13 protein-coding genes, 1 tRNA gene and 1 pseudogene are annotated in these 19,021 nt (G+C 67.3%); 6 read left to right on the top strand and 9 right to left on the bottom strand.

All coding sequences use genetic code 11. The features are described from left to right. Positions 1-523, bottom strand: a pseudogene (locus GRI99_RS16885) (hypothetical protein); the annotation flags it as partial. Then, complete coding sequence (locus GRI99_RS16880) at positions 520-2,016, bottom strand: glycosyl transferase family protein (protein WP_160773234.1); 1,497 nt, start codon at positions 2,014-2,016, stop codon at positions 520-522. The pseudogene GRI99_RS16885 and the gene GRI99_RS16880, both read right to left, overlap by 4 nt. A 111-nt stretch (positions 2,017-2,127) precedes the next feature. Here GRI99_RS16880 and nhaA point away from each other — a divergent pair, with 111 nt between their 5' ends. Continuing rightward, positions 2,128-3,342: a Na+/H+ antiporter NhaA gene (gene nhaA / locus GRI99_RS16875; protein ID WP_160773233.1), complete on the top strand. Its 1,215-nt coding sequence runs from the start codon at positions 2,128-2,130 to the stop codon at positions 3,340-3,342. Here the strand turns inward: nhaA and GRI99_RS16870 are convergent. Together GRI99_RS16870 and GRI99_RS16865 are read right to left on the bottom strand one after the other, a co-directional pair. Further along, complete coding sequence (locus tag GRI99_RS16870; protein WP_160773232.1) at positions 3,324-4,805, bottom strand: hypothetical protein; 1,482 nt, start codon at positions 4,803-4,805, stop codon at positions 3,324-3,326. The two genes, nhaA and GRI99_RS16870, sit on opposite strands and share 19 nt — an antisense overlap. An 88-nt stretch (positions 4,806-4,893) precedes the next feature. Beyond that, positions 4,894-5,190, bottom strand: coding sequence for a DUF3297 family protein (locus GRI99_RS16865; RefSeq protein WP_160773231.1), 297 nt, complete (start codon positions 5,188-5,190; stop codon positions 4,894-4,896). Positions 5,191-5,357: 167 nt separating this feature from the next. Between GRI99_RS16865 and GRI99_RS16860 the strand changes: the two genes are divergently transcribed. Together GRI99_RS16860 and tig are read left to right on the top strand one after the other, a co-directional pair. Next, a tRNA-Leu gene (locus GRI99_RS16860) sits at positions 5,358-5,442 on the top strand. A gap of 59 nt (positions 5,443-5,501) precedes the next feature. Next, positions 5,502-7,067, top strand: coding sequence for a trigger factor (gene tig, locus GRI99_RS16855; protein WP_160773230.1), 1,566 nt, complete (start codon positions 5,502-5,504; stop codon positions 7,065-7,067). A gap of 118 nt (positions 7,068-7,185) precedes the next feature. Here the strand turns inward: tig and GRI99_RS16850 are convergent, their stop codons facing one another. Next, positions 7,186-9,309, bottom strand: coding sequence for a TonB-dependent receptor plug domain-containing protein (locus GRI99_RS16850; protein WP_160773229.1), 2,124 nt, complete (start codon positions 9,307-9,309; stop codon positions 7,186-7,188). Between the two features lie 117 nt (positions 9,310-9,426). Beyond that, a complete protein-coding gene (locus GRI99_RS16845; RefSeq protein ID WP_160773228.1) occupies positions 9,427-10,947 on the bottom strand; it encodes an amidase in 1,521 nt (506 codons plus the stop codon). A gap of 393 nt (positions 10,948-11,340) precedes the next feature. Between GRI99_RS16845 and GRI99_RS16840 the strand changes: the two genes are divergently transcribed. Then, complete coding sequence (locus GRI99_RS16840) at positions 11,341-11,847, top strand: winged helix DNA-binding protein (protein WP_160773227.1); 507 nt, start codon at positions 11,341-11,343, stop codon at positions 11,845-11,847. A 15-nt stretch (positions 11,848-11,862) separates the two neighbouring features. On the opposite strand, the gene GRI99_RS16835 is transcribed toward GRI99_RS16840, so the two are convergent. Further along, positions 11,863-13,965 (bottom strand): TonB-dependent receptor plug domain-containing protein, encoded by a 2,103-nt coding sequence (locus GRI99_RS16835; protein WP_160773226.1) that lies wholly within the window; start codon positions 13,963-13,965, stop codon positions 11,863-11,865. Between the two features lie 218 nt (positions 13,966-14,183). Between GRI99_RS16835 and GRI99_RS16830 the strand changes: the two genes are divergently transcribed. Both GRI99_RS16830 and clpX read left to right on the top strand, forming a co-directional pair. Then, complete coding sequence (locus GRI99_RS16830; protein WP_160773225.1) at positions 14,184-14,867, top strand: ATP-dependent Clp protease proteolytic subunit; 684 nt, start codon at positions 14,184-14,186, stop codon at positions 14,865-14,867. Positions 14,868-15,081: 214 nt separating this feature from the next. After that, positions 15,082-16,350 (top strand): ATP-dependent Clp protease ATP-binding subunit ClpX, encoded by a 1,269-nt coding sequence (gene clpX, locus GRI99_RS16825; RefSeq protein WP_160773224.1) that lies wholly within the window; start codon positions 15,082-15,084, stop codon positions 16,348-16,350. Positions 16,351-16,845: 495 nt separating this feature from the next. On the opposite strand, the gene GRI99_RS16820 is transcribed toward clpX, so the two are convergent. Both GRI99_RS16820 and GRI99_RS16815 read right to left on the bottom strand, forming a co-directional pair. Then, positions 16,846-17,847, bottom strand: coding sequence for an inorganic phosphate transporter (locus GRI99_RS16820; RefSeq protein WP_160773223.1), 1,002 nt, complete (start codon positions 17,845-17,847; stop codon positions 16,846-16,848). A 16-nt stretch (positions 17,848-17,863) separates the two neighbouring features. Then, a complete protein-coding gene (locus GRI99_RS16815) occupies positions 17,864-18,988 on the bottom strand; it encodes a DUF47 family protein (RefSeq protein WP_160773248.1) in 1,125 nt (374 codons plus the stop codon). Between the last annotated feature and the right edge of the window lie 33 nt (positions 18,989-19,021).

Here is a 19,021-nt window from a genome sequence, read left to right as displayed (position 1 = left end):
CGCCGCGCGCGGCGGCCAGCGCGGGTCCGCGCGGCGGCGGTGCAGCAGGGGCACCGGGCGTGCGGGGAGTGAAGTAGGCTGCCAGCTCGGCCGGCAATTGCATCGACCCGAAGCCCGCCGCCAGCAGCAGGGCGTGGCCCACGGCCATGCGCGGCGAGGCAGGTTGTCCGGTGCCGGTTGCTGCGCCAGACGCGGCGCTCGGGGCAATCGGCGCGGTGGCGGGAGCGACCGGCGGGGCCGAGGGTGCGGCCCCCAACGGTTCCAGTGTCGAGGGTGGCGCGGCCAGCGGCTCCCCCGGCTGGCGCTGCAACGGCAGCGCGTGCGGCGGCGCAGGCGAAGCTGTCACCGACGGCACAGCCGATGAGGATAGCGCGGCGGGGCCGGGCTGGTCCGGCACAGCCGCGCCTTCCCAGGTGGCCGCGCGCAGCAGGCTCCACCCGCCGACCACCAGCGCCAGCATGATTACCGGGCGGCCGCGCCTGCCGGTGTGCCGCGGTCCGGCGGCGGGCGGGCGCGGGCTCACTGCGACGACCCCAGGGCAATGTTAGCCGGCACGTCGAACGGCAGGTCCGCCAGCGAAACTCTGGCCACCAGCGGCACTTCCGGCAGCGGCTGCGCCGCCGGGTGACGGTCATGCCGGGTCTTTTCCCAGCGCGGGCGGCCACCCGCCAGCGTGTGGCAATAGGCCACAAAGGCGCGCCGGCCGGCCATGATGGCGATCACGTTGGTTACCGGAATGCGCAGCACGGCCAGCAGCCCTTGCCCCCAGCCATGTTCGCAGGCGGTGAAGCCGGCACGCCATACGGCCCGCCAGGCAAAGGCCAGCAGGTTGACCGTCACCAGCGCGCTCAGCAGTGGATCGGTTTGCCACGGGCGCGCCAGGCCAAGCTGGCCGATTAGCATCAGCACGCCGGAAAGTAAGAAGAAGCCGTAACCGCAGGCCAGCACCAGTGCCGCCAGCGGCCCGCGCCGGTCGCGCAGGCGCATCCAGCCTTCTGCCAGGCGATGGAGCCAGCCACGACCGCGCCGCTCGCCATCGGCCGCCCAGCCCAGCCGGTCCCACCCCTGAAGGGCGATCCCGTGGACCCAGCGCGCCTTCTGCCGCACGGCTTCGTCCAGCCGGGCGGGGAAATAGGCGCGGGTGGCGATCAGCGAACCGTCCTCGCCGCGCACCGGCAGGAAGCGCGAACGCCCTCCGAACTGCTGCATGCGCATGCCCAGCTCGTAATCCTCGGTCAGCGAATCGACCGCAAACGGCGTGCCGCCGCCGGCCACGGCAATCCGGCGCAGCATGTCGCGGGCCAGCGCGCAGCCCACGCCGGCGGCGGGCAGGCAGGTGCCCAGCCAGTCGCGCACCACCATGGTCTTGCCATGGGCCTCGGCAAATTCCTCGCAATAGTGGCTGCCCAGCCAGCGGCGGCCATGCTGCGGCAGCGGGACCACCGGCAGTTGCACGAATTCCGCCCGGTCCAGCGCCTTGTCCAGCAGGGCCAGGGCCGCCGGATCGACCATGTCCTCGGCATCGTGCAGCACCACCATGCGATGGGGCGCGCGCATCCGCTGCTCGTCCACCTCCATCGCGCGGTAGAGCCGGTTGAGGCAATCGGCCTTGGTGCTGGGGCCGTCGCAATCGTGGACCACCAGCCGCACCCGCCGGTCCATCCCCGCCCCGCGCATGGCCGCTTCCAGCGTCTTCATGTCATTGCGGTAAACGCCGACATAGATCACGAAATCGTCGTGCGGCCAGCTTGCCAGGGCGTGCTGCAGGGTGTGGGCGATCACGGCATCTTCATGCCAGGCGGGAATGAACACCGCCGCCCGGCCGCCCAGCCGGCGGGCCCGCACCTCGGTCCGGTCGAGCGACAGGCGCGGAGCCCGCCCGCTCAGCCGCAGCCACGACCACAGGCCATCGACCAGCAGCTCGTCCAGCGTACCGATCAGGAAGAAGACGCCGGCGAACAGCAGCAGCTCGCGCTCAACCAGCGCCAGCCATGACATGACTGTTCCCCCGTCCATGTGCCCCGTGCGTCCCCCGCGTATTAGTACCGAGGATTTACTTGGCATTTTGCAAAAGGCAACTGGCCGGTTTTGATTGCATTGCAGCGGGATATGCGTTTGGATCGATCCATGCCTGCCGTTCCTGTTTTCCGCGCGCTGAGCCGCCAGTTCCGCTCGCTCTTCGTCAGCGATGCCTTTGCGGGCGTATTGCTGATTGTCGTCGCTGTATCGGCAATGCTGGCCGCCAATTCCCCTTGGGCAGAAACGTATCACCACGTTTTCCACAGCGAATGGTTCAGCGCCGATACGTTCAAGCTCAACACCGCCCACCTGTGGATCAACGACGCGCTGATGGTGGTGTTCTTCTTCGTGGTGGGACTCGAGGTGAAGCGCGAGCTGGTCAGCGGCAACCTGGCGGATCCGGCACAGCGCAAGCTGCCCGTGCTGGCGGCGGCAGCCGGCATGGCGGTGCCCGCCGCCGTCTATCTGGCGATTGCCGGCACTGCGGCACCCCTGGGTGAAGGCTGGGCCATCCCGGCGGCCACCGATATCGCCTTTGCGATGGGCGTGGTTGGCCTGCTGGGCACCCGCGTGCCGTCGGTGCTCCGCCTGTTCCTGCTGACCGTGGCGATCGTGGACGATATCGGAGCGGTGCTGGTCATCGCGGTGGCCTATACCCCGGTGATCTATACCGAGTGGCTGCTGGCGGCTGTCGGCGTCGCGGCAGGGCTGCTTGCCTGCAACCGCGCCGGGGTCAGCCGCGGCTGGCCCTATGTGCTGGGGGCGGTAATGCTGTGGTATTGCGTGCTCCACTCCGGTGTCCATGCCACTATCGCCGGGGTGGTGGCCGCGCTGACCGTGCCGGTTACCCGCCGCGATGGATCCAAGCTGCTGGAGGATTTCGAACATGCCCTGGTGGGCTGGAACGCCTACCTGGTGGTGCCGCTGTTCGGCTTTGCCAATGCCGGCGTTGCGCTTGCCGGGCTGGGGTTGGGGGCCGTGCTGGACCCGCTGCCGCTGGCCGTGGGTGCGGGCCTGGTGCTGGGCAAGCAGGTGGGCATCTTCGGCTGCCTGTTCGCGGCCGACAAGCTGGGCATCGCCCCGCGCCCACCGGGCTGTTCGTGGGCCGAGATCTGGGGCGTATCGATCCTTACCGGCATCGGCTTCACGATGAGCCTGTTCATCGGCGAGCTGGCCTTCCCCGGCAACCGCGAACTGATCGACGAGGCGAAGATCGGCATCCTGGTCGGGTCGCTCGTTTCGGCCGTGCTGGGCTATACCGTGCTGCGGCTGGTCACGCGCGAGCGGACCGAGGCGGACGACCCTTACGACCCTGTGCTCTGAGCGGGCCGCGGCTGCGGCGGGCCCAGCTTCAGCAGCAGGCTGGCGGGCGTCCGGTGCAGCACCTGTGCCCCCGGCGGCAGGGCCGAAACCGGGTTGGTGCCGAAGTACCACAGGTAATCCGCCCGCCGCGCCGGGGCGAAGGCGGCAAGGTCGATCGTCTCGCCCCGCTTGGCCATGATCGTCTGCGATGGGCCGGTGAAGCCCTCCGCCGCCACCCGCAAACGCAGCATGTGCACCCCGGCAATAGCGAAATGGCTGTTGACCAGCGCATCGCGGTAGACGGTGGCATAGCTGGGGGCATGGGCGAGCGCGTGGCTGCCCCACTGGCCGGGATCGAGCGCCACGGCCCCGGCCACTCGGGCCCCTTCGGGGATCTGCTCCAGCCCCGCGAGGGCGGACTGCAATTGCGCCGATTCCTCGTGCCAGGCCACGCTGGTGACAGCCAGCCGCGCCAAGAACAGCACGGGTGCCAGGTAGAGCACCCAGCGCGGGGCCTTGAGGTCGATCGCCAGGCAGCCCAGCAGCAGGCCCACCGGCACCAGCCGCAGGTCGGCCAGATCACCCCCGCCAAAATGGCGCGGCAGCACCAGCGACAGCAGCGCCACGAACAGCGCCGCCCAGCCCAGCCGCCCGTCCAGCTTGCCTGCGCGCCAGGCGATCGCGATCACCGCGACAATCGCAATCACCGAAAGCATGTCCAGCCCCTGATGATGATCGGCTAGCGCCTTCAGCCAGATCGACAGCTTGTAGGCCAGCACGCTGTCGCCATAGCCGTTGCCGCTTGCCCCCTGCAGAGTGGCCGCGGTGATCGCGAATGGCAGCCACAGTGGCCAGGTGCGCAAGCCGGCTCGCCAGCCCTTGCTGCGGTGCCATTCATAACCGAAGACCATGACCCCCAGCACGCCCCAGCCCGCGCTGTGGCACAGCCACACCACCGCGCCGATCAGGATGAACAGCGGCGCACGCCAGCCCTTCCCCTCCAGCCGCACCCACAGGGCAAAGGCAAACAAGGCCGGCGCCAGCGCCAGGCAGAAGTTGGCAAAGCCCATCAGCTTGGCGGGCGACCAGACCAGCGTCAGGGCCAGCAGGGCCCCGGGGCCCACCTTGCGGCGCAGGGTCCATTCCACGCTGATGATGGCAAGGCCGGTGAAGGGTGGCAGCAGCAGGGCGATCAGCCAGGACGCCCGCTCCACCCCCAGCAGGGTGCCAAGGGGGACCATCAGCAGGTCCACGCCCAGGTTGCCGGTCAGGGCCCATCGGAAGTCGTAATAGCGGGCCAGGAAAGCACTGTCCGCCCCGTGCAGCATCACGTGATAGCGCGCCAGGTGGGCGGCATAGTCGGCCTGCTGCGGATGCACCGCCACCAGCACGGGCAGGGCCGCAAGCAGGGCCAGGACCAGGCCCAGCGCCAGCCCTTCGCGCGGGGCCGGCTGGCGTTTCAGCATGGCTATGGCTTGCGGCACCTGGAACCCCTTTGCGGGAAGTGTCCCGGCCACTAGCCAAAGATGGTTAACAAACCCGGTCCGTTGCCCGGCTTGCCAGCGGGCCTGCTCAGGCCTTCTTCGCCACCGGCGCGTCTTCGCCCAGGTCCTCAAACCAGGCTTCCACCGGGCCGGTCAGCTTGATCGTCAGCGGGCGGCCGCGGCGGTCCATCGCCTTGCCGGCCTGCACCCGCACCCATCCCTCGGAGATCGAGTATTCCTCGATATCGGTGCGCACCCGGTCCTTGAAGCGGATGCCGATGCCCCGACGCAGCTTCTCCTCGTCGAAGAAGGGGCTGGAGGGATCGACCGACAGGTGATCGGGCGGGGTGTCGGCAGCAGGTGCGGGGGTGTTGTCTTCGCTCATGGGCCAAGCGCTTAGCCGCAGCTTGCCCGCTGAATCAATCGGGCAATCGCCGGGGGCCGCCCAAATGCCGCTTGTCGCCCCCTTCCCCGCTTGCCCTTTCGGCCCTGCCACTCTAAGGGCGGCTCCCTGTTTGTCAGGCGCAGGCCTGGGAGAAGAAGTCACAGCTTGCGGGCGTGGCGGAACTGGTAGACGCAGCAGGTTTAGGTCCTGCCATCGCAAGATGTGGGGGTTCGAGTCCCTTCGCCCGCACCAGTGACCGCCGCCTGCTCCCGGGCTTGCCGCATAGAACCGTTTGAAAAGAAGGCAGTAGCATGCAGATTGTCGAGACCAGCAACGAAGGCCTGAAGCGCGCCTACACGCTGACCATTCCGGCCAAGGACATCGAGGCGCGGATCGATTCGGAAGTGAAGAAGATCGCTCCGCAGATCCGCATGCCGGGCTTCCGCCCGGGCAAGGTGCCGGCCAACCTGATCCGCAAGATGCACGGCGAGGCACTGCACGCCGATGCGTTGAACGTGGCCCTGCGCGAATCGGTCGAAGGCCTGATCCGCGAGAAGGCCCTGCGCCCTGCCCTGCAGCCGCGCGTGGACATGGCTGACGGCTATGCCCAGGGCAAGGATGCCGAGCTGACCGTGGAAGTGGAAGTGCTGCCCGAGATCAAGGCTCCGTCGATCGACGGCCTGGCGCTGGAAAAGCTGACCGTGCCGGTGTCCGACGCCGCGATGGACGAGGCGCTGGCCCGCATCGCCGAAGGGCAGAAGAGCTACAAGGACGCGCCCAAGAGCAAGAAGGCTGCCGCTGGCGACCAGCTGATCATCGACTTCGTCGGCTCCATCGATGGCGTGGAATTCGAAGGCGGCAAGGCCGAAGGCGCCCCGCTGGTAATCGGCTCCGGCCAGTTCATTCCCGGCTTCGAGGACCAGCTCACCGGCGTGAAGGCGGGTGAGGAAAAGACCATCACCGTCACCTTCCCGGCCGACTATCCCGCCGCCCACCTGGCCGGCAAGGACGCCCAGTTCGCCATCACCGTGCAGGCGGTGAAGGTGGAAGGCGAAACCAAGATCGACGACGACTTCGCCAAGAGCCTGGGCCTGGAAAGCCTGGAGAAGCTGCGCGACGTGCTGAAGATCCAGCTGGAGCAGGAAACTGCCGGCCTCACCCGCACGCAGATGAAGCGCCAGCTGCTCGACAAGCTGGCCGCCGACCACGATTTCGACGTGCCGCCGACCATGGTGGAAGCCGAGTTCGAGCAGATCTGGCAGCAGCTCCAGGCCGAAGCCGCCCGCGAGGCTGATCCCGAAGCCGCCCGCGCCGAGATCGAGGCCGAGAAGGACGACTATCGCCGCATCGCCGAGCGCCGCGTGCGCCTGGGCCTGCTGCTCAGCGAGATCGGCCAGGCCAACGGCGTGGAAGTGACCCAGCAGGAGATGTCCATGCTGATCACCCAGGCCGCCCAGCAGTATCGCCCGGAAGACCGCCAGCGCTTCGTCGACTATGTGCGCCAGGATGCCATGGCCCAGGCCCAGATCCGCGCCCCGCTGTACGAGGACAAGGTGGTCGACTTCCTGTTCGACAAGGCCGAAGTGACCGAACGGGAAGTGACCCGCGAGGAGCTGGAAGCCGCGATTGAGGCCGAGGAAACCCCGGCTGCTGACGCCAAGCCGGCCAAGAAGGCTGCGGCGAAGAAGGCCCCGGCCAAGAAGGCCAAGGCTGACGAGGCTCCCGCTGCCGAGGTAGAAGCAGAAGCCAAGCCCGCCAAGAAGGCCGCCGCCAAGAAGCCGGCAGCCGAGAAGGCCCCCGCCGCCGAAAAGGCTGCCGAGGACAAGCCGGCCGCTGCCAAGAAGGCTCCGGCCAAGAAGGCTGCCGCCAAGAAGTAAGGCCCGCGCCCCACTCGGGGCCCGGCACACGAAAAGGGCGGCCCTGCCACACGGCGGGGCCGCCCTTTTCGCGTCTGCACCTTCCCCGCATGCGGGAGAGGCCGGGGCGTGGGTGCGCCTAGAAGCTGCCCTTGATCGTCACGTTTGCCACCGGCCCCACGTAGCGGCGGCGGTGTTCGCTGAACAGCAGCGGGCTCGATCCGCGCGGGCCGGTGAACACGTAGCGGTCCAGTCCCAGCGGGCGGTCGAGCAGGTTGCTGAGGCGGAACTGCGCGGTCAGGCCGAACACGTCCTTGTGCTCGATGAAGAAGCCGGGGTTGTGGCGGAAGAACCGCTCGTGCCCGTATTCCGCCACGCGGTAATAGGGGTGCGCCGTCTGGTACTTGTATTCCGCCCCCAGCGCCCAGTCGCTGCCGGGAATGTCATAGCGGAAATCGATCTCCGCCCCGCGCGGCTGGGCGAACTGCACCGGCAGGAATCCCGGCTCCACCGGATCGGGAAAGCGCGAGCTGCGCCGGTCGAGCTGGAAGTCGATCTTGGCCCCGGGCACACCCAGCGGCGCGAGTTGCAGCGTGCCGGTGATGTCCAGCCCCATGATCCGCGACCACGGCACGTTGCCCCGCGCCTCGCCCCCGTTGGCGGTGGGAATGATCGTGATGTAGTCCTGGAACCGGCGGTAGAAGCCGCGCACGGTCAGGCTGCCCCAGGCACCGAAATCATGCGCCACGCGCACCTCGCCGCCCAGGCTCTGGTCCGGGCGCAGGTCGTTGTTGGTGGCGTTCTGGTTGTTGTCGTTGAGGTTCACCGCCGCCAGGAAGTCGGCAAAGTTCAACTGCCCCACCCGCTGTTCGATCTTGAACGAGATGTTCCAGCGCGGCCCCGGCACCCAGCCGATGGTGAGCGAGCCCTTGGGCCGCACGAAAGTGCGCGCGCGCGGATCGGTGCCGGTCTGGCGGATATTCGAATATTCGCCGCCCAGGATCAGCTGCATGGTCCAGCCGGGAGCCAGCGGGCGGCCATAGGAGACGAGCGATTCATACCGCTCCTCTCGTACGCCGCCGGTGCCGGCGGGGAACGGCAGGGGCACGAAGCTGCCGCCGCTCAGCCGGGCCAGTTCGCCCACCTGGTCCAGCCGGTTGAAGGCCCCTTCAACCGACCACTGCCAATCACCGCCCAGCATGGCCCACGAATATTCGCTGCGCCCGATCCGCTCGCCCTTGGTGCTCGCCAGGTTGAAGCGGCTGCCGAAGGGGGCCGTGCCGTCGGCGGGGTCAATCACCGTCTGGCTGGTCACGTCCAGCCGCGCCGAACTGTCGAGCACGATCAGCTTCAGGCGTCCGCCAGCCAGGGCAAAGTCGATATCGCCGCCCACCTCGCGGTCGTGCCCGCGGTTGCGCTGGTCGAAATCGTCGGTCAGCGGCGGGGTGCCGGCCGGGCCGGTGACGAATTCGTACTCGAACGACTTGAAACGGCGCAGCAGGTACGAGGCGTTGAAGTTGAGCAGCGTGCCGCCATGGGTGGTATAGGACACCGCGGTCGAGGCGCGCTTGTCATCGCCGTGGCTGCCGAATTCGTTGAAGCGCGTATCGAAGCTGCCATCGCCGAAGGTGACCACGTTGGGCCCGGCGTTGCCGTTGCGCACCGGGCGGCCTTCCAATGCCACGGTCCAGTCCAGCGCGCCCGAGGTGCCGGTGAGCGAGACGATGCCTTCCGCCCAGCGATCATCGGCATAGCGGGCGCCGAACTGCGGGCGCCATTCGAACTGGCCCTGCAGGCCATTCACGCTCTCGGCAATCACGTTGGCCACGCGGCCGGACAGGCCTGGAATATTGAGGGTGGATCCTTCCACCAGCTCAATCCGCACCACGCTGTCGGCGGGGATGCGGGCCAGCTCGTCACTGATGGAGCCCGCCTTGGTGACGATGCGCACACCGTTCAGCAGCACGTTGCCGCTGGCCTGGCCCAGGCCGCGGGCGGTGTTTGCGGTGTTGTTGTTGTTATTGCCGCCGCCACCGAAGCCCCCGTCGATGGAAAAGCCCGGGATCTGCCGCACCATGTCGAGCGCGGTGCGCGGGGCGAAGGCGGCGAAATCCTGCGGCACGAAGATGCGCGGGTCTTCCGCATGGGTGACCATTTCCGCCGGGTCCAGCGGGGCCGCCTCCTGCGCCAGCAGTGGGCAGGGCGCAAGCGCCGCCAGCCAGGCCGCAGCCAGAGCCTGTCGTCCTGCTCCGCGCAGGGCCATGTGCCGGTTAATCCGCAAGAAAATCAAGCCCACCCATTATCGGCGCTTAGATCGGCGCGCGTCCCGCGCTAGACGGCGGGGCCGGTCAGGACAACCGGGCAAGTGTATCCAATTGTCTTAGTCAACAGCCCAGGGGGCCAGGCGCGGCTGTGGCACCTGGGCACTGCGGGCACGCTCGTACGCGGCGCCGGCCTGCAACACGGCGTGATCCTGCCACCTGGCGCCAATCAGGGACAGGCCCACCGGCAGCCTTTCCACCGCGCCCATCGGCACCGACAGGTGCGGATAGCCGGCAATCGCCGCCAGGCTGCCCGCGCCCACCGAGGGGCTGACAAAGCGGTCACCCGCGATCAGGTCGATCGGCCAGGCCGGCCCTTCGGTTGGTGCGACCAGCAGCGACACGCCGTAATCGGCCAGCAGCCGGTCGATCCCCTCCGCTCCCGCCAGCCGCAGCGATGTGGCGCGCGCCTCGCGGTAGGCCGCCATATCGGTGGCTGCCAGGGATGCCTCGAAGATGTCCTGCCCGAACCAACGCAGCTCCGCAGCGGCATTGGCGCTGTTGAAAGCGATGACCTGTTCCAGCGAGCGCACGGGGATATCGGCGGGAGAGCCTTGAAGGTAGGCATCCAACCCCTCGCGCAGTTCGTAGAGCAGCACGGCATATTCAGCCTCACCCATGGCGGGATCGGGGGTGTAGTCGATCTCCACCAGCTCAGCCCCGGCGGCGCGCATGTCGGCCAGCGCCTGGTCGAACAGGGCGATCACGCGCGGGTCCCCGCCCGCCTGCCGCCGCAGCACGCCCACCCGCACGCCCTGCAATGAGGCGCTGGCCAGCCCGGCGGTAAAGTCGGTCACATGGGCCGCACCTTCGGCCGTGGCGGGATCGAGCGGGTCTGGCCCGGCCATGGCGGTCAGCAGCATGGCCGCATCGCGCACGCTGCGCGCCATCGGCCCGGCGGTATCCTGGCTGGAACTGATGGGCACCACGTGGGTGCGGCTGACCAGCCCCACGGATGGCTTGAAGCCGACAATGCCGTTGAGGCTGGCGGGGCAGGTGATGCTGCCATCGGTCTCGGTGCCGATCGCCGCCCACGCCAGGCCCGCCGCCACCGCCGCGCCGCTGCCGCTGGACGATCCGCAGGGGCTGCGGTCGGTCGCATGCGGGTTGCGCGCCTGACCGCCCACCGCGCTCCACCCGCTGGAACTGCGGCTGCCACGGATATTGGCCCATTCACTGAGGTTGGTCTTGCCCACGATCCGCGCCCCGTTGGCCCGAAGGCGGGCGACCAACGGCGCATCGCGGCCCGTTTCGTTATCCGCCAGCGCCAGGCTGCCTGCCGTGGTCGGGAACTCGCGGGTCTCGATGTTGTCCTTGATCAGCACGGTCCGGTCGGAAAGGATGCGTGCGGCAACGTGGGAATCGCTCAGCGCAAGGCGGTTGTAGGCAATGATCGCGTTGATCTGCGCATTGATCGCGGCAATGTCATCCTCGTGCATTCCGGTCGAGGGATCTGTCAGGCCGGGCCGCTGTGACGGGCCGACCTCCATCATCGGCGCCGCGTTTGCCTGGCCCTCCTGCGCCACGGCGGGCACGGCCAGTAGCAGGGCAAGGGCGGCAGAGGCGGGAATGCGTTTCATCGCCGTATCCTGTCGCTGCAAGGGGCTGCTGGCAAGAGCCGGCGGGCGCGGCGGTAACATGGCAGACATGTTCGGGCCGCGGGCACCCCTGCGGCGATTGATCGGGAAATGCATCCATTTCGGCAGCAGTTGTTGAACCGTCGATTTTGACAAAATGTTTGCCGAAATAAGTCGTTGATTCGGCAACATTCATCCCGCCTCAGGCATAGGAATTTTCCTACAATGCGAAGTCCCGTTACAAAAAATGTCCTGAAAAGCGACGGTTAGGGCACGTATCGATCCTGCGACCCGTTTGACAGGCACGGCCTTTTCCTGAGTATTGTCAGGCATAACTAGAACAGCGGTGCGCTTCGGGAAACACTCTTGGACAGTGGAGAAGAACGCGTGGGGCATATGTCGTCAAGCCGACAGGAGATCATCGACCGGCTGGCCACCGAGTGGAAGCCGGAAGCCATGCGCGACCTTGCCGCCATGCTGCTGCGGCTGGCGGATTCGATCGACCAGAACTGGCAACCTTCCAACGTTCGGTCGATCTACCGCTGGCCTTCCTCGCTTGCCCGGATAGAGCGCAACTCGGTGAACCTGGCGATGAAAGCCCGGGTGATCAGCACCCAGCGCGCCCGTCGCCGCGATTACGTCAGCACCAACCTGCTGGGCGAGCCGGCGTGGGACATGATGCTGGACCTGTTCGTGCAATATGCCGGCGGGGCCAAGGTCTCCACCACCAGCCTGTGCATCGCCTCGCAGGTGCCCACCTCCACCGCGCTGCGTTACATCGCGCTACTGGAGGAGACAGGATATGTCCAGCGCAGCCAGTCCGAGACGGACAAGCGGGTGACCTTCGTCAGCCTGACCGAACTGGGGGTGATGAGCATGGGCAACTACCTTGAGCAGTACTGAAAGCCGCCCCCTCGCTCAGAAATCGCCCTTCAGGCTGAACTGCACGATCGGCTGCACGCCCAGGTTGCGCCGTTCGGTGAACAGCAGCGGGCTGCGGTCGCGATAGCCGGCAAAGACGTTGCGATAGTACAGCGCGCGCCCGTTGGTGAGGTTGAACACGTTGAGGTTGGCGGTCATGCCCAGCACGTTCTTGTGCTCGATGAAGCCGAAAGTGTAGACCGGCCCTTCCCAGTCCTTGCTCACCTCGCCCGTGCGGTAGAACGGCCGGTTGTGGTTGTACTGCGCCCCCAGTCCCCAGGCCCACTGGCTGCCGGGCACATCGTGCCGCAAACTGACCTCGATATAGGTATCGTTGTCCCCGCTGATCTGGCGCCGCTCGCCGGTCAGCGGATCGCGCAGGCGGCTGGTGTTGTGGTTGACAGTGCTTTCCAGCCGCGCGCCGTTGAAGCCGATGCGGGCCAGTTCCAGTGTGCTGGTCCATTCCAGCCCCAGGATCGAGGCGCGCGGCACGTTGCCGTTGGTCTCCAGCCCGCCGGCCACGGGGATGATCTCGATCAGGTCTTCGATCCGGCGGCCATAGAGCTTCAGCCGGGTGGAGCCCCAGGGGCCCAGGCTCTCGCTCAGTTCCAGGTCCGCCTCCCAGCTTTGCGGGGGGACGAGCTGGACGTTGCCGGCATTCTCGTTGTCGCGGGCGAGCGAGACGCTGGCGAGGAAATCGCCGAACGAGAGCTGGCCCACGGTGCGCGCCACCTTCAGCGACAGGTCGGTGCCCTGGTGCGGGGTCCAGGCCAGCGACAGGCTGCCCTTGGGCCGCTGGAACCGGCGGGTGAGGCCGTTCGCCCCGGTCTGCGCCAGGGTGGAGAACTCCGCCCCGCCGCTGGCCTGCAGGGTGAAGCCGGTGGCCAGTTGCCGGTTGTGGCTGGCGATCACCTCGTAGCGGTCCTCGGTCACCCCGCCGGTGGCATCGGGAAAGGGCACGGGATCGAGCGAGCCCGAGGGCGTGAGCACGAACAGCGCGGCGCTCTGCCGCAGGCGGTTGAAGGCGGCCTCGCCATCCACCTGCCAGCCGCCGCCCAGCATGGTCCAGCTATATTCTGCCCGGCCGATCCGCTCCCCGGACCTGGTGGTGGCGGTGAAGCGGCTGCCCGCGTCGGGATCGCCATTGGCAAAGTCCAGCACACTGTCGGCCCGGCCAAAATTGTGGTTGAACCGCTCCTGCCCCACCAGCTTCAGGCTGCCGCCCGCCAGCGGCAGGGTCAGGTCGCCACCGACCTCGTAGTTGTAGCCCCGGTCGCGGTTGTCAAAATTGCGGAACAGGTCCGGGCCGGTCACCAGGTCGCGCAGCTCGTCATCGGAGAAACGCTCGTAGTGGCGGCCGTAGACCGCGTTGAGGTTGGCCGCCACGCCGTCCGGCCCCGTCCAGCCCACGCGGCCCGACAGGCGCGGAAACTCGCCGCGGAAGAACAGCCGCACGTCGCGGTTCTCGGTAATTGTGCCTGTCGCGTCCTCGATGGTCGCGCGCGGGCCGCCCGCCCCGCCGCGCCCGGTGCCGTGGCCGTAGGCCAGGCTCCATTCAAGATTGCCGCCCAGCCCGGGGCGGGAGCCGGACAGCGACACCTCACCGCCAACATAGCTGGGCGGGGCATAACGCGGGCGCATGCTGGCGCGGTATTCGAACCGGCCGCTGACCCCGCCGGGCTTCGTGATCACGTTGGCCACCTGGCCCGACAGGCCCGGAATGCCCAGCGTGGCCCCGTCGACGATCTCGATCCGCTCCACCCGGTCAGTGCTCAGGCGGCGCAGGCGGTCGAACAGGTTTTCCGACTTGCTGGACACCCGCGCGCCATCGATCAGCACGTTGGCCGTGGCCTGGCCCAGCCCGCGCTGGCCGTCCTCGCCGCGAATGGTGAATCCGGGCACGCGATTGACCATGTCCAGCGCGTTGCGCGGGTTGAAGCGGGCAAAATCGGCCACGGTATAGGCGGTCACGACAAGCTCGGCGGCCTCGGCGGCGATCAGCGCCGGATCAGCAGCGGTGGTGTCTTCCTGCGCTGCGGCAGGCGCCATGACAAGGCCCGCCCCCACGGCAGCCGAAACAAGCCACATGGCCTGGCGCATATACGGTAATCCCCTCATCCTGTTTGTCGACATGTGTAGTCGGAGGGCAGCCATAGGCCCCGTGCTGCCCGCCACCCGTGACAATCGACGCGGGGGCAATTGCCATCGACGAACCGTTTTTCGGTGGAGGAAGCCGTGCAGGCCGGCCCTGCCCCCCTTGAACATCGCCGCCCGGCGCGCGACATAGGCTGGCGCAAACCTACCTCGAGGGGAATTCAATGCTCGACCTGTTCGGCGACAATCGTGACCGTTTCAACATCGATCCCGTAACCGGTGCCCTGGTGCCGGTGGTGGTGGAATCGACCAGCCGGGGCGAGCGCAGCTTCGACATCTTCAGCCGCCTGCTGCGCGAACGGATCGTGTTCGTCACCGGCGGGGTGGAAGACAACATGGCCAGCCTGATCGTGGCCCAGCTCCTGTTCCTGGAAAGCGAGAACAGCCAGGACATCTCGATGTACATCAACAGCCCGGGCGGCGTGGTGACGGCCGGCATGGCGATCCACGACACCATGCAGTACATCAAGCCCAAGGTGCGCACCGTGTGCATCGGCCAGGCGGCATCGATGGGCAGCTTCCTGCTGGCTGCGGGTGAGCCGGGGATGCGCGTGGCCCTGCCCAATGCCCGCATCATGATCCACCAGCCCAGCGGCGGCGCGCGCGGCATGGCCAGCGATATCGAGATCCAGGCCAAGGAAATCCTGCGCATCCGCGCCCGGATGAACGACCTTTACACCAAGTACACCGGCCAGCCGCTGGACGTGATCGAGAAGGCGATGGACCGCGATACCTTCCTGGAAGCGGACGAGGCCAAGGCCTTCGGCCTGGTCGATGCCGTGTTCGCCCACCGGCCCAAGGGCGAGGCACACGACGAGGCCACCGGCAGCGGCGGTGCACCGGAATAACCCTGTTCCCGGCCCCCCGCAGGCGTAAACCAACGGGGGGCCGGTTGTAGCATTTTGGCAACCTTGCTCCTTCAGCCTAGGGCAAGCCGGGGATGCTAGGGTACCTCAAGATTGATATTACGCGGCACGGGCTTACATTGGGCCCTGTCGACTCTACGCGTCTGCGGACGTGACTACAGCATTCTGGCACAGTGCCCCGGCACAGATAGGGACCATGACCAAGTTGAGCGGAACCGATAGCAAGAGCACCCTTTACTGCAGCTTCTGCGGCAAGTCGCAGCACGAGGTGCGCAAGCTGATCGCCGGTCCTACCGTGTTCATCTGCGATGAATGCGTGGAGCTGTGCAACGACATCATTCGCGAGGAAACCAAGGGCGCCATCGGCGGCCGCAAGGATGGCGAGATCGCCACCCCGCGCGAAATCTGCGAGACGCTGAACGATTACGTGATCGGCCAGGAACGCGCCAAGCGCGTGCTGTCCGTCGCCGTGCACAACCACTACAAGCGGCTGAAGCACTCCGGCAAGGGCAACGATGTTGAACTGGCCAAGAGCAACATCCTGCTGGTGGGCCCCACCGGCAGCGGCAAGACGCTGCTGGCGCAGACGCTGGCCCGCACCTTTGACGTGCCTTTCACCATGGCCGATGCCACCACGCTGACCGAAGCCGGTTACGTGGGCGAGGACGTGGAGAACATCATCCTCAAGCTGCTCCAAGCCTCCGACTACAACGTCGAGAAGGCCCAGCAGGGCATCGTCTACATCGACGAGATCGACAAGATCACCCGCAAGGCGGAAAATCCCTCCATCACCCGTGACGTTTCGGGCGAAGGCGTGCAGCAGGCGCTGCTCAAGCTGATGGAAGGGACCACGGCATCCGTGCCGCCGCAGGGCGGCCGCAAGCATCCGCAGCAGGAATTCCTGCAGGTCGACACCACCAACATCCTGTTCATCTGCGGCGGTGCGTTCGCGGGCCTGGAAAAGGTTATCGCTGACCGGCTGCAGAAGCGCAGCATCGGCTTCGGCGCCAACGTTTCGGACCCCAGCAAGGCGCGGATCGGCGCGATGCTGGAGAAGTGCGAGCCGGAGGATCTGCTCAAGTTCGGCCTGATCCCCGAATTCGTCGGCCGCCTGCCGGTGATCGCCACCCTGCACGACCTGGACGTAGAAGCGCTGGTGACGATCCTGAAGGAGCCGAAGAACGCGCTGGTCAAGCAGTATGCCAAGCTGTTCGAGCTGGAAGATGTTGCCCTGACCTTCACCGACGAGGCCCTGCAGGAGATCGCCAAGAAGGCCATCAAGCGCAAGACCGGCGCGCGCGGCTTGCGCTCCATCGTGGAGGCACTGCTGCTCGACACCATGTTTGACCTGCCCAGCCTGGACGACGTGACCGAAGTAGTTGTGGATGCCGACGTGGTCCACGGACGCAAGGAACCGGTCCGCGTGATGGAAGGCAAGAAGGCCAAGAAGGAAGAGGCGGCGTAAGCGTCCTTCTCCCTCCCCTCACCCTCCCTTGAGGGAGGGGTCGGGGGGCGGGTGAGCAGGCTTAAGCGCCGCTTGCGTTGGCACACCCTCACCCAACCCTCTCCCAAGGGGAGAGGGCTTTTGCAGAAATCACTTTCCTACAGCACCTAATTTAGTGCAGCCCGATTCGCGTCCGCAGTATCCGGCCGGTGCAGCGGATGGGCCATCCTCCGGTTCTTCGGAATGCGGAGGAAATGACCGGCGCGGGCGTCCCGGCATTATGTCGAACGTTCGCACCAGGCATGGCCGCCACGCGAGTGCTGCCCTCCGTCGCGTCAATAGCTGGAGGATGGCCGCGGGCCGGCGGCAACAAATCTCGACGCGAATGCTGAGTACCTAAACTACCCAAAAGCGTCGTCGAGTCCGGGCACAGAATGCGGCAACCCCGCGCCGGTCATTTGCTCTCCCCGTCCACCCCGGCAGCCAAAGGCTGGCCGGGCCACGGGCGCATTCCCCTCAGAACAGACGCGTCAGCAGGTAGGCCAGCGCGCCCACGATCCCGCTGGCGGGAATGGTGATGAACCAGGCCACGATCACGCGGCTGGCAACGCTCCAGCGCACCGCACTGGCCCGCCGCGCCGCGCCGGTGCCCACCACGCTGCCGGTGATCGCGTGGGTGGTGGAGATGGGAATGCCCATCGCGCTGGCCCCGAACACCACCACCGAACCCGCCGTGCTGGCGCAGAAGCCGGAATGGTGGTTCAGCTTGGTCAGCTTGTTGCCCATCGTCTTGATGATCTTCCACCCGCCGGACAGGGTGCCCAGCGCAATCGCGGCATAGCAGCTCAGCACCACCCAGCCCGGCACGTGGAATTCCCCCTGCAGGTGGCCGGTGGAATAAAGCAGCACGGTGATGATCCCCATCGTCTTCTGGGCATCGTTGCCGCCGTGGCTGATGGCATAGGCCCCCGAGGAAACCAGGTGCAGCACCTTGAACGTGCTGTTGGCCGGGCGCGGCCCCATGCCCCTGAACAGCCAGCTGGTCAGCAGCATCAGGCTCATCGCCAGGAAAAAGCCGATCATCGGCGACAGGAAGATCGCCACGATGGTCTTGATCGTTCCCTCGCTCTCCACCGCGCCGAAGCTGGCGTGGGTGATACCCGCCCCCAGCAGCCCGCCGATCAGCGCGTGGCTGGAGCTGGACGGGATGCCTTTGAGCCAGGTGACCACGTTCCAGAACATCGCCCCGATCAGCGCGCCGAAGACCACGGCCGGAGTGACGATGTCCTTGTCGACGATGCCCTTGCCCACCGTCTCGGCCACGTGCAGGCCCACGAACCAGTAGGCGGCAAAGTTGCCCACGGCGGCAAACAGCACCGCGTTGAACGGCGAGAGCAGCCGCGTGGCCACCACCGTGGCGATGGCGTTGGCGGCATCGTGCAGGCCGTTGAGGAAGTCGAACGCCAGCGCCAGGGCGATCAGCCCGATCAGCAGCGGCATGGCAAGCGTGGTGTCCATCGCTGGCAGGCCCGCGTCAGGAGTGGTCGATCACGAGACCGTCGATCTCGTTGGCCACGTCCTCGAACCGGTCAACCACCCGCTCCAGCCGCTTGAACATCTCCTGCAGCACCACGAAGCGTAAGGGGTCTTTCGGCCCCACGTCCTTGAAGATGCGCTTGAGGCCGGCGGAATGGATCTCGTCGGCGTGGCCCTCCATGCGCACGATCCGCTCGGTCAGCTCGTGCAGCCGCACGCCGTTATCGGCCACGCGGCGCAGCAGGGGGATGGCCTCCGCGGTCAGCCGCGCGGCGTCGACGATGATCGCTGCCATGTCGCGCATTTCCGGCTCGAACCCGTCGATCCCGTACAGCTCCACCGCCCCGGCGGTGGCCTGCATCTCGTCGATCGCATCGTCCATGCTGGCGATCAGGCTGGTGATGGCCGAGCGGTCGAACGGCAGCAGGAAGCTGCGGCGAACGCTCTGCAGCACCTCGCGGATGATCTGGTCGGCATCGTGCTCGCGCTCGTTGATCTCGCGGATGTGGCCATCCTGGCCCGGCCCGCCCTGCGCCAGCCGGGCCAGGGCATCGGCCCCGGCCACCAGCGTGGCGGCGTGGCGCTCGAACTGGTCGAAGAAATCGCTCTGCTGCGGCAGCAGCCGCTGGAACCAGGAAAACATCAGGCTGACCCCTGTCTTGTCGACGACCGTGTCGATGATGGTGGACATTTGCGTGGCGGCGCGGAATTCCCGCGCGCCGAAACTGCGGATCAGGGCGCGCAGGTCCGGCTCGTCCACCGCCTCGGCCGCCTCGGCCATGGTGAACCAGCGGCGCTCGCGCTCGTGCTGCTCCTTCCACCTGGGCAGCTCCTCGGTTACGGCGAAGGGGAATACTTCGACATCGGCCCACACCGTGGCGCCGGACCCTTGCGTCTTGCGATAGCGATAGGTGCCCAGCGGCACGGGGCAGGCGGCCCCGCGCACGCCCGCCTCCTCCTCGGCCTCCACGGCAGCGGCGGCGTGGGGCGACAGCTTGGGATCGGTGTTACCCTTGGGGATCACCCAGCGCCCCGTGCCGCGCGAGGTGACGAGCATGATCTGCACCGGTGCATCGATCGCCGCGGACACCGCGCGATAGGGCAGGACGGCGATCTGCCTCAATGCCATGTGCGTTCAAACCCCTCGATTGCCTGC

This window comes from Alteraurantiacibacter buctensis (assembly GCF_009827655.1).
In the GTDB taxonomy this organism is placed as follows: Bacteria; Pseudomonadota; Alphaproteobacteria; order Sphingomonadales; family Sphingomonadaceae; genus Alteraurantiacibacter; species Alteraurantiacibacter buctensis.
The sequence above is the reverse complement of the archived record's forward strand: the minus strand, read 5'-3'. Positions and strand labels throughout refer to the sequence as shown.